Origin of the sequence: Pseudomonas sp. NPDC090755, assembly GCF_044769005.1 — a bacterium.
Taxonomy (GTDB): Bacteria; Pseudomonadota; Gammaproteobacteria; order Pseudomonadales; family Pseudomonadaceae; genus Aquipseudomonas.
Genome location: NZ_JBIVXC010000017.1, coordinates 127,832 through 138,205, shown reverse-complemented (window position 1 = coordinate 138,205; position 10,374 = coordinate 127,832). Strand labels below are relative to the sequence as shown.

Here is a 10,374-nt window from a genome sequence, read left to right as displayed (position 1 = left end):
CAGAGTGTGTCAAGCGTTTATTTTGAAGTTTTTCGTTTAACTTCAACCACTTGACTCGCTGCGATCTCTCGTCAGCGGGAGGCGAATTCTACAGCATTTCAAACCGCTGTCAACTACCTTTTCACCGCTGCCGATCTTTCGATCGAAGCCCTTCCGGCACCACCTGAAACATTTAACTCGTTGATTTTCAAGGAGTTTTCCGTTTCGACTACGCCGGAAGTGGGGCGAATTATAGAGAGATTAAATCGAGCGTCAAGCGCTAATTCAAAAAAGAGTCAGCCAAAAGAAAAATGCGCACTATATTGCTCAACATTATGACTTTGCGCATCATAAGCCTCCGCATCCAGCGCAAGTCCCTCTCTATAAGGAACACCGATCCCCAATGAACGCCCAACCCCGCAGCCTGGCCGCCACGCTGTTTCCCATCGGCCTGCTGATGATCGCCATGGCTTCGATACAATCCGGCGCCTCCCTGGCCAAGAGCATGTTCCCCGTGGTGGGCGCACAAGGCACCACCGCCCTGCGCCTGGTCTTCGCCAGTATCATCATGCTGCTGCTGTTGCGCCCCTGGCGGGCGCGGCTGACTGCCAGCACCCTGCGCACCGTGATCATCTATGGCGTGGCCCTGGGCGGCATGAACCTTCTCTTCTATATGTCCCTGCGCACCGTGCCTTTGGGAATCGCCGTAGCGCTGGAATTCACCGGCCCTCTCGCAGTGGCGCTCTATGCCTCGCGCCGGGCAGTGGACTTCCTCTGGATCGGACTTGCCGTGGTGGGGCTGTTGCTGCTGGTCCCGGTTGGACAGACCGGCAGCGGTATCGACCTGCTGGGTGCAAGTTACGCATTGGGCGCCGGAGTGTGCTGGGCGCTGTATATCCTGTACGGCCAGAAAGCGGGGGCCGAGAACGGCATACAGACCGCAGCGCTGGGCGTCATGATCGCAGCACTCTTCGTTGCGCCGATCGGCATCGCCCACGCCGGCAGCGCCTTGCTCACCCCGGCACTGATCCCGATCGCCCTGGGTGTTGCGATACTCTCCACGGCCCTGCCCTACAGCCTGGAAATGGTCGCCCTGACACGTATGCCCGCCAGGACCTTCGGCACCCTGATGAGCATCGAACCGGCCTTCGGCGCACTGAGCGGGTTACTGTTCCTCGGGGAAGTGCTGACCCCTGCGCAGTGGTTGGCCATTGGTGCAATCATTACCGCGTCGGTAGGCGCCACCTTATCGATGCGCAAGGAAAGCCCGGCCCTGGTAGCGGCCGACTGATTTGAGAATTATTTTCATTTAAAACCAAACTGGCCATTGTGCCGCGCACCCACCCTCTTTAAGCTGTCATGTAACGTCAACCTTGAAGTTATCTAATTGACAAGACAGGGACGCGAAAGCATCAGGAAGACGCAACAGAAATTAGACCCGGGCGCCAGATCCGGAACCTATTAAGGACGGGAATGAAACGAATTTTGCTCATTCTGGCCGTATTGGCCATCGCCGGGTGCGCGGCGACTGCAAAGACTGAAGTCAAGCACGGTAAAAAGGGCCTGCACATCAACTGCTCCGGCCTCACCTCATCCTGGGACAAGTGTTATGCCAAGGCTACCACTGCCTGTGGCAGTAAAAACTACAAGGTGATCGCCCGCTCCGGTAATGACGACACCGAGCCCGGCGACTACCCGTTCGGGCTCAATCCCGCCGGGTACACCAGCCGCAGCATGATCGTCATTTGCAAATAGCGATCATCTGACACAAAGGGCAGCCCATGGGCTGCCCTTTGTGCTTTCACCTTCGTTTGCGGCTCAGAGCGCCACGGTTCGCTCGCGCAACCACTGCAGCGCCTCACCCTCGAGCAAGGGTGCCAGACGCTCGCAAACCTGTTGATGATAGGCATTGAGCCAGGTGCGTTCCTGCTCGCTCAACAGTTCCGGCAGCAGGCAGCGCGTGTCGATCGGACACAAGGTCAGGGTTTCGAATTGAAGGAAGTCGCCGAACTCGCTGCTTCCTGCCTCACGATTGAACACCAGGTTTTCGATCCGCACACCCCACTGCCCCGGGCGATAGGTGCCAGGCTCGATCGAGGTGATCATGCCGGCCTGCATCGCGGTCTGCGGCGCAGGCGCTGCCTGGTAGGCAATCACCTGCGGGCCCTCATGCACATTCATGAAGTAACCCACCCCATGCCCGGTACCATGCCCATAATCGACCTGGTCAGCCCAGATCGGCGCCCGGGCAATGGCATCGAGCAACGGCGAAAGAATGCCCCGCGGGAAGCGTGCCCGCGACAAGGCGATCACCCCCTGCAGTACGCGTGTACAGTCCTGCTTCTGCGCAAGGCTCGGCGTGCCTACCGGTACCATGCGGGTGATGTCGGTCGTGCCACCCAGGTACTGACCGCCCGAGTCGATCAGCAGCAGGCCATCGCCTTCGATTCGCGCATGAGATGCTTCGGTTGCCCGGTAGTGCGGCATGGCGCCATTGCCATTGAATGCGGCAATGGTCGAAAAGCTCAGCGAGACGAAACCCGGGCGCCGGGCACGGGCAGCACTGAGCTGTTCGTCGATGGTAAGCTCAGTGACCGTCTCACGCCCCAGGTTCGCCTCCAGCCAGGCGAAGAACTCGCACAAGGCCGCGCCGTCCTGCTCCATCACCTTGCGGATGTGCAGCAGATCCTCGGCACTCTTCTGTGATTTGGCCAGGGTCGTGGGGTTCAGCCCTTCGACCAGACGCACCTCGCCTCCCAGGCTGGCAGTCAAGCCACGGGTGACCCGCGCCGGGTCGATCAGCAAGCTTTGGCCGGCCTGGATGGCCGCCAGCGCCGAATGGATGGCCTCGTAATCGCGCACTTCGATGCCATCACTCTCCAGCACCTGACGCAGGTGCGGGTCGAGCTTGCCCGGGGCAACGAACAGCAGTGCCTGGTCCTGGCTGACCAGGGCGAAGGAAACGAATACCGGGTTGTAGGAAACATCGCTGCCACGCAGATTGAACAGCCAGGCGATATCGTCCAGGGTGGCAATGAAATGCCAGTCGGCGCCACGTTCGCGCAGCACCTGGCGCAACTGCGCCAGCTTCTCGGCGCGGCTCACTGTCGCTTCGGGTGGCAGATGCTGATACACCGGGTTGAGCGGCAGCTCGGGACGATCGCTCCAGACCTGTGTCAGCAGGTCCTTGTCGGTCAGCAGCCGGGCATTGCGAACAGCCAGGCGCTGCTCCAGCTGGCGCGCCGAAGCCAGCGCCATGACAGCACCATCGACCGCCACCGTACCGCCCTGCGGCGTTTGCTCGGCCAGCCAGTCCAGCGGCCCCGGCTTGCCCGGTTGCAGCTTCATGAGTTCGATGGTGCTGCCGGCCAGCTCCAGCTCGGCCTGCTCCCAGTAGCGGCTGTCGGCCCACAATCCGGCGAAATCCGCCGTCACCACGAGGGTGCCGACCGACCCCTGGAAACCGGAGAGCCATTGCCTGCCCTGCCAGTAGCCCGGCAGGTATTCGGAAAGATGTGGATCCGCCGACGGTACCAACAGGGCGTCGACCCCCTCGCTGTTCATTACCTGGCGTATGGCCGCCAGGCGTGCGCTGACCGGCACCTGGATTGAAGACTGAGTGTTCATGCTGACTCCTGCTACCACGGCATCCATTGTTATCGCCGCAGATAATGGAACAGGCGTCAGTCCCCGGCAACCGTCCAGAAGGGCCGGGACTGTAACGCGGCTTTAATTGCCCCGGCCGCCTGTTCGACATCCTGGACCTGGGTGTAGCGGCCAAGGCTCAAGCGGATCGTCTGGCGTGCGGCTTGTGCCGACAGGCCCAGTGCCAGCAGCACATGGGAGGGCTGGCTGCTGGCCGAGTTGCACGCCGAGGTCGAAGAAAACGCCAGGTCGGCGGCAAGGCTCGCCAGATCGGGGCTTTCTGCGCTGAACGTCAGGCTCAGGGTATGTTCGATGCGTTGACTGGCACTGCCATTGAGCACCAGACCAGGGATGTCACCCAGTCGCTCCAGCAACAGCCGATGCAACTGGCCGATCCGCTGGACCTCTTCACCCTGCAACTCGCCCGCCAGGGCGAAGGCCGCCCCCATGCCGACGATCTGGTGGGTGGCCAGGGTACCAGAGCGCAAGCCGCCCTCATGACCGCCCCCGTGAATCTGTGCCTGGAGCTGGGGCCTGGCCCGGTCGCCGACATACAAGGCACCGATGCCCTTGGGACCATAGACCTTGTGCGCCGAGAACGACATCAGGTCCACCGGCCACCGGCCGAGGTCGATCCCGAGCTTGCCCGCCCCCTGGGCGGCATCGACATGCAGCAATGCGCCGTGGCGGCGGACCAGGGCGCCGAGGGTGGCAACATCGTTGACCGTGCCCAGTTCGTTGTTGACCAGCATCAGCGACACCAGAAAGGTATCCGGGCGAAAGGCTGCGGCCAGCGCCTGGGCACTGATCAGGCCTTGGGCGTCGGGGGCCAGGCGCGTCACCTCGAACCCGTCCCGCTCCAAGTGCGAAACCGTATCGAGCACCGCCTTGTGTTCGATCTGGCTGGTGATGATATGGCCTCCCTGACGTCCCCGGGCCAGCCCCTTGAGCGCAAGGTTGTTGGATTCGGTGGCACCTGAAGTCCAGATGATCTGCCGGACATCGGCGCCGACCAGACCGGCCACCTGGGCCCGGGCCTGCTCCACCGCCATCCGCGCCTGCTGCCCATAGTGATGGGAACCGGAGGCCGGGTTGCCGAAGTTGCCCGAGGCGCCCAGGCACTGGACCATCGCCTGGATGACTCGCTCGTCGACAGGTGTCGTGGCGGCGTAGTCGAAGTACAACGGGAAATTGTTCATTGCTGCAGGATCTCTGGTTGTCCATGCCTGGAAAAGCAGACTCTTCCTTAAGAAGAGTAGGCAAAAGGTGAAGCTATCCTGCCCTAGCCATCATAGAACCATAAATTATTAATTTTTATATTTATATAATCAAAATACAATTACGTTCACTCGCACTGAACTTCCCGGCCTCCAGACCTTCTCATGAGTACAGCCCTGGTACGGGAGAACTGTTCATGCCCCGATCGACCGACCGCAAGCAAGGCGTTGTGCTGCTCGACACCCGCCCCCACACCCCGGAGCACGAGCACAGCGTGCACCTCAAGCTTGCCGAGCGTCTGGCACAGTTGCTCCATACCCAGGTCGTCGAGCCGCTGAAGGAACCCACGGCACGGGAAAACTTCTACTACCTGCCAACCGAAACCCTGATCGATGCGGACCGCTGCCTGAAGATGGGCATCGGCTCGTGCGATGACCTGTTCGGTGGTGTGGTGAGCCGGCCCTATATGGCGACCAAGGCCATCTCCCATCCGTTGCCCGCTGACGCCCGTTTCCCGCTCGGCTGGACCGACACCTTTGCCCGCAAGGCCAGCGATGCCCTGCTGCGTGGCTACACGGTGTTCAGCCTGGACGATGCTGCCCGGGCGGCGGCATTGCTGCTGCGCGACGGTCCTGTGCGGATCAAGCCGGTGCGGGCCACGGCCGGTCGCGGGCAGACTGTGGTCACTTCGATGAGAGGCGTGGAGCAGGCGCTGACCGGCATGAACGAGAGCGAACTGGCGCTCTGGGGGCTGACCCTGGAAGAGAACCTGACCCAGGTGCAGACCTTCAGTGTCGGCCAGGTTCAGGTAGCGGGCATTCTCTGCAGCTACTACGGCTCCCAGCAATTGACCCGCGACCATGCTGGCGAAGAGATCTACGGCGGGTCGGACCTGACCCTGGTCCGCGGCGGCTACGACACCTTGCTGCAACTGGCGCTCGAAGAGCACCTGCGCCTGGCTATCACCCAGGCCATGACCTACGAGCAGGCGGCGCTGCAGAGCTTTCCCGGCTTCATCGCTTCGCGCCGCAACTATGACGTCGCCCGCGGCCTGAACAGCCAGGACAAGCCCTGCAGCGGCGTGCTCGAACAATCCTGGCGCATCGGCGGCGCCAGCAGCGCCGAGATCCTGGCCTTGCAGGCATTTGCCGCAGATCCTGGGCTCAGGCGTGTCTGCGCCTCTACCCATGAAGCCTTCGACGCCGCCGAGCCACCTGCCGATGCAACCATCTTCTATCAGGGGGACGACCGTGAACTGGGAAGACTCTGCAAATATGCACGGATCCGCGACTATGAGCATCCATAGCGAGCCCATCGAGATCCCTGTCGATGGCGAGTGCATCGCCGGCACCATCGTCAGCCCCGGCGACAAGGTGCCGGGCATTCTGTTCGTCCACGGCTGGGGCGGCAGCCAACAGCGCGACCTGGCGCGGGCCAAGCAGATCACCGGGCTTGGCTGTGTGTGCATGACCTTCGACCTGCGCGGCCATGAGAAGACCGAAAGCCAGCGCCTGAGCGTCACCCGCGCGCAGAACCTGGCGGACCTGGTGGCTGCCTACGACCGGCTGGTCAGCCATCCGGCGGTCGATACCAGCGCCATCGCCCTGATCGGCAGCAGCTATGGCGGCTACCTGGCGACCCTGCTGACCGCCTTGCGCCCGGTCAAGTGGCTGGCCCTGCGGGTGCCGGCGCTGTACTGGGACGACGAGTGGACCCTTCCTAAACACGGACTCGACCGCCAGCGGCTGACCGATTACCGCCAGCGTCCATTGGGCCCGGCCGATAATCGTGCCCTGGGTGCGTGCGCCGAATTCGCCGGAGATGTGTTGCTGGTGGAATCAGAACAGGACGCCTATGTCCCCCACAGCACCCTGATGAGTTACCGCTCGGCCTTCGTCAGTGCCCACTCCCTGACCCACCGGATCGTCGATGGCGCCGACCACGCCCTGTCCAGCGACCGCAGCCAGAAGGCCTACAGCTCGATCCTCAGTACCTGGATCAGCGAAATGGTCATCGGTGCGCGTCTTGACCACTACCCCTACCACTCACCCTGGTATTCCTGACCCCTGCAGTTGGCAGTGCAGGCCGTCGGCGGCGTTGCGGTTCAGACTGCTCAAGGTCTGGAAGGCGGCAAAGTTCACCCCTTTGGCCTGATGCTGCTGAATCAGTTGCAGGAAGGGTTCCTGCTCGAAGCTGCTGACCGCCGCCTCCCAGGCACTGCGCGACTGCCACTGCAGGCACTGCAGCACGCGACTGCCATCCTCACTGGCCTGGACACTGGCGCCCACCAGCCCCGCGTGCTGCACCGCCAGTTCCTCGCTGCGTTCGGCGAGCGCCCGGGCCAGGGCGTGCTGGTAGGTGGGCGTCACTTCGAACTCGATCATCTGGGTAAAGCACTGGCTGCGCGGTGAAACCATCATGGGGCACTCTCTCCCTGCCATTGAACTTGCTGTACGACGGCAGGCAGGGTAAAACCTCTAGTTAACTCAAGGTCAAGAGGTTTTTCAGCATGACGCCCAGCCCGACCGACAAGGTCATGACCGTCGGCCAACTGGCTGCCCGCAGCGGTGTCGCAGTCACCGCCCTGCACTTCTACGAAAGCAAGGGGCTGATCCACAGCACCCGCAGCAGCGGCAACCAGCGACGCTACCCGCGCGAAGCCCTGCGTCGCGTGGCGGTGATCAAGATGGCACAGCGCCTGGGCATCCCCCTGGCGACCATTCATGACGCCTTGAAAACCCTGCCGATAGGGCGCGCGCCCACTGCAGCGGACTGGCAACGCCTGTCCGAACAGTGGCGCCAGGACCTGACCCTGCGCATCGACAAGCTGCTGATGCTGCGCGACCAGCTGGACGGCTGCATCGGCTGCGGCTGCCTGTCTTTGCAGAGTTGTCCGCTGCGCAATTGCGACGACCAGTTGGGTGTGCAGGGACCGGGCCCGCAACTGCTGGAACCCGGTGCCGACCCTGCCCTCTAGCGCTGCAGGGTCGCCAGGCGCAGCGCCAGGGCCTTGGCCTGCAAGGCAACATCGGTGACGGCCGTGCTTTCCCACCACAGACCGCGCAAGGGCGGGCCCATGGCAAACAGACGCTCGCTGAACTGACCGTCGGCGTGCTGCACAGCGCCACCGGGGTCGGCGGCAATCCCCAGGGCCAGCGGCCCGGGACGGATCAGACGGCGGTGCAGCAGTTGCCGGGGCAAAGGGCGATCGACACGGCGCCAGTCGTATTCGATACCACTGGAATTGATCAACGCCGCGCCAGCCACTTCGGTCGTCTGCGACTGCCCCCGAAAACGCACGCTGATCACCGGCGACTCACCCGGCACTGATGCCAGGCCTTGCAGGGATGCAGCATGAATCCGCAAGCGACCCTCTTCCACCAGCCTTGCCAGCAATGCCGCGCCCTGGGGTGGCGAGCGATGATGATGGCTCTCCCACCAGGGCCGTACATGGCGCACGAACTGCCGGCGCTGGCGATCGCTGGCCTGGCTCCAGAGCCGTGCGATGTGCACACGCACGGTGTCCAGGGGTGCCTGCCAGTCGATGCCCAGGGCCTGGGCCTGCCGACATTGCCCACGTAAGGCACGAAGCAATTGCAAGGGACTGCGAAGGTCGGGATCGGCGGCGAGAAAATCGCTCCAGTCCGGCGGCTGGCGGCGCACCTGCGGCAGCAGGCCATGGCGGGAGAACACCTCGATCGGACCTCGATGCCCTGCCTGTTCGAGCGACACCACCGCATCGACCATGGTCAGCCCGGCGCCGATGATCAACACCCGCCCCCGGGGATCGATCCTGCCCATTGCCGACACATCCCAGGGATCGACCGCTGCAGCATTGAAACGATCGTCGTCGATCCGGGCCGTGCGTGCCGCAGCGAACATACCGGTGGCGAGCACAGCGCGCGCCCCGTGCACGATACGACCATCATCCAGGTCAAGGCGCACGCCCCGCTCATCGACCTGCAGGTCTACGACTTCAGCCCGTACATGCGCAAGGCTCGAACCCTGGCACTCACCCAGGGCCTGCGCCTGCGCCAGTCGCTGGCGGGCATAGACACCGAACAGGCCACGCGGCGGGAACAGCTCTGCGACCGGTACAGCCTGCAGGGCGGATTCGGGCCAGCCGCCAGCGGCGATGTGTTGCTCCAGCCAATGCGTGAGGTCGTCGGCGTTATCCGGATCGACGCTCATGCGCGCCGCGTTACCGTTCAAGGTGTGGCCCAGATGTGTCGCGCTGTAGGCCTCGCCACGGCCCAGTTCGGAGCGTGGCTCGATCACCAGCAGGCGACGACGACCAGGTTGGCGCAACAACTGTGCGGCCAGCAGGGCACCACTCAGGCCACCGCCGATGATCAGCACATCGGCGGCAGGATACTCCGGTTGCGGATGAACACTCATGGGCTGCTCCGTCTTGTTTGACGGCCATGATAGGCAGCAGCTGGCGGGAAAAGCAGCCGTACCGGTACCAAAGTAGGATCAGCCGACACCGGGCGCCACGCGACGACGATAGTCGCTGGGCGCAAGGCCGGTGACCTTGTGGAAGACCTTGCGAAACGCCCCCGGGTCCTGGTAGCCGACGCCCCAGGCGATCTGGTCGATGCTGCGGTTGGTGAACTCGAGCATCCGGCAGGCCCGTCCGACCCGCACCTGCTGGCAGTACTCGGTGGGTTTGAAGCCCGTGGCACTGCGAAAGCGCCGCAGGAAGGTACGGGATTCGAGCCCGGCACACTCGGCCATGGCCGACAGGTTCACATCCCGGGCGCCGCTGCTTTGCAGCCAGTGCTGGACCTTGAGCACCGCTTCGTCGCCGTGGTCCAGGCGCGGGCTGAAGCCGGTGCATGGCCGCTGTCCGGCGCCGACATGCTCCACCGCCAGAAAACGCGCGGTCTCGGCAGCCAGGGTCTGGCCCAGGTAGCGCTCCACCAGTTTCAGCCCCAGGTCGGTCCAGGCCATCAGACCGGCGGAGGTGATGATGTCGCCATCGTCGAGCAACGGCAGGTTGGCCTCGACCTTGACCGCGGGAAAGCGCTCGGCCAGGGACTGGGCGAAATTCCAGTGGGTGGTGGCCGGCCTGTCGTCGAGCAGGCCGCTGGCGGCGATGAAGAACACCCCGACGCACACCGACACCAGCAAGATACCTTCGCGGTGCCATTGGCGCAGGTCCTGGCAGAAGCGTTCGAGCAGTTCGGGCGTGGGGGCCTGGGTCAGGCTCGGCGGAATGATCATGACCCGGGGTTGATGATGGCCATCCGGGTGGCTGTCGAACGTCACCGCCAACCGTCTGTTGTCATCGTGCCCCCAGTGACTGATTCGCAGCAGCGGCCGGTCGAGCGCCCCCAGCTCATGACGCAAGCGGTTGGCCACGGCGAACAGGTCGGTCAGGCCATGCACGGCCGCCGTCTGCGCACCGGGATAGACCAGTAGACCGATTTCCAGCATGTCGCCCTCTTTGGCCATTGTCAGTTTTTCCCGCCCTTTTGTCGTTCGCGCCAATGCGCAAGCGCACCGTTCAAGCCTATAACTATCACCACG

The 10,374-nt window shown here is 63.4% G+C and carries 9 protein-coding genes and 1 pseudogene; 5 read left to right on the top strand and 5 right to left on the bottom strand.

Annotated features, from left to right (window positions below; translation table 11 throughout):
- Window positions 1–382: 382 nt before the first annotated feature.
- A complete protein-coding gene (gene rhtA, locus ACIQUS_RS21805) occupies window positions 383–1,270 on the top strand; it encodes a threonine/homoserine exporter RhtA (RefSeq protein ID WP_403051294.1) in 888 nt (295 codons plus the stop codon).
- Window positions 1,271–1,452: 182 nt separating this feature from the next.
- On the top strand, window positions 1,453–1,734 hold the full coding sequence (locus ACIQUS_RS21800; RefSeq protein ID WP_403051291.1) for a hypothetical protein: 282 nt from the start codon (window positions 1,453–1,455) through the stop codon (window positions 1,732–1,734).
- Between the two features lie 63 nt (window positions 1,735–1,797).
- On the opposite strand, the gene ACIQUS_RS21795 is transcribed toward ACIQUS_RS21800, so the two are convergent.
- Together ACIQUS_RS21795 and ACIQUS_RS21790 are read right to left on the bottom strand one after the other, a co-directional pair.
- On the bottom strand, window positions 1,798–3,606 hold the full coding sequence (locus ACIQUS_RS21795) for an aminopeptidase P family protein (protein WP_403051288.1): 1,809 nt from the start codon (window positions 3,604–3,606) through the stop codon (window positions 1,798–1,800).
- A 56-nt stretch (window positions 3,607–3,662) separates the two neighbouring features.
- Complete coding sequence (locus ACIQUS_RS21790) at window positions 3,663–4,823, bottom strand: cysteine desulfurase family protein (RefSeq protein WP_403051285.1); 1,161 nt, start codon at window positions 4,821–4,823, stop codon at window positions 3,663–3,665.
- 215 nt (window positions 4,824–5,038) lie between these two features.
- Here ACIQUS_RS21790 and ACIQUS_RS21785 point away from each other — a divergent pair, with 215 nt between their 5' ends.
- Both ACIQUS_RS21785 and ACIQUS_RS21780 read left to right on the top strand, forming a co-directional pair.
- Window positions 5,039–6,148 (top strand): DUF3182 family protein, encoded by a 1,110-nt coding sequence (locus ACIQUS_RS21785; protein ID WP_403051282.1) that lies wholly within the window; start codon window positions 5,039–5,041, stop codon window positions 6,146–6,148.
- Window positions 6,135–6,905, top strand: a complete 771-nt coding sequence (locus ACIQUS_RS21780; RefSeq protein WP_403051279.1) for an alpha/beta hydrolase family protein — start codon at window positions 6,135–6,137, stop codon at window positions 6,903–6,905. Before ACIQUS_RS21785 ends, ACIQUS_RS21780 begins: the two co-directional genes overlap by 14 nt.
- Here ACIQUS_RS21780 and ACIQUS_RS21775 read toward each other — a convergent pair.
- Window positions 6,881–7,262: pseudogene (locus tag ACIQUS_RS21775) on the bottom strand (antibiotic biosynthesis monooxygenase). The gene ACIQUS_RS21780 and the pseudogene ACIQUS_RS21775 sit on opposite strands and share 25 nt — an antisense overlap.
- An 89-nt stretch (window positions 7,263–7,351) precedes the next feature.
- Here ACIQUS_RS21775 and soxR point away from each other — a divergent pair.
- A complete protein-coding gene (gene soxR, locus ACIQUS_RS21770) occupies window positions 7,352–7,819 on the top strand; it encodes a redox-sensitive transcriptional activator SoxR (protein ID WP_403051276.1) in 468 nt (155 codons plus the stop codon).
- On the opposite strand, the gene ACIQUS_RS21765 is transcribed toward soxR, so the two are convergent.
- Both ACIQUS_RS21765 and ACIQUS_RS21760 read right to left on the bottom strand, forming a co-directional pair.
- Entirely contained in the window at window positions 7,816–9,240 is a 1,425-nt protein-coding gene (locus tag ACIQUS_RS21765) for an FAD/NAD(P)-binding protein (protein WP_403051273.1), read from the bottom strand. The two genes, soxR and ACIQUS_RS21765, sit on opposite strands and share 4 nt — an antisense overlap.
- Window positions 9,241–9,318: 78 nt before the next feature.
- On the bottom strand, window positions 9,319–10,299 hold the full coding sequence (locus ACIQUS_RS21760) for a GlxA family transcriptional regulator (protein ID WP_403051270.1): 981 nt from the start codon (window positions 10,297–10,299) through the stop codon (window positions 9,319–9,321).
- Window positions 10,300–10,374 lie beyond the last annotated feature (75 nt).

What these genes read in the sequence shown, in the direction of transcription:
- rhtA (WP_403051294.1), top strand. Translation starts at nt 383, where the DNA reads ATGAACGCCCAACCCCGCAGCCTGGCCGCCACGCTGTTTCCCATCGGC.
- ACIQUS_RS21800 (WP_403051291.1), top strand. Translation starts at nt 1,453, where the DNA reads ATGAAACGAATTTTGCTCATTCTGGCCGTATTGGCCATCGCCGGGTGC.
- ACIQUS_RS21795 (WP_403051288.1), bottom strand. Translation starts at nt 3,606, where the DNA reads ATGAACACTCAGTCTTCAATCCAGGTGCCGGTCAGCGCACGCCTGGCG.
- ACIQUS_RS21790 (WP_403051285.1), bottom strand. Translation starts at nt 4,823, where the DNA reads ATGAACAATTTCCCGTTGTACTTCGACTACGCCGCCACGACACCTGTC.
- ACIQUS_RS21785 (WP_403051282.1), top strand. Translation starts at nt 5,039, where the DNA reads ATGCCCCGATCGACCGACCGCAAGCAAGGCGTTGTGCTGCTCGACACC.
- ACIQUS_RS21780 (WP_403051279.1), top strand. Translation starts at nt 6,135, where the DNA reads ATGAGCATCCATAGCGAGCCCATCGAGATCCCTGTCGATGGCGAGTGC.
- soxR (WP_403051276.1), top strand. Translation starts at nt 7,352, where the DNA reads ATGACGCCCAGCCCGACCGACAAGGTCATGACCGTCGGCCAACTGGCT.
- ACIQUS_RS21765 (WP_403051273.1), bottom strand. Translation starts at nt 9,240, where the DNA reads ATGAGTGTTCATCCGCAACCGGAGTATCCTGCCGCCGATGTGCTGATC.
- ACIQUS_RS21760 (WP_403051270.1), bottom strand. Translation starts at nt 10,299, where the DNA reads ATGGCCAAAGAGGGCGACATGCTGGAAATCGGTCTACTGGTCTATCCC.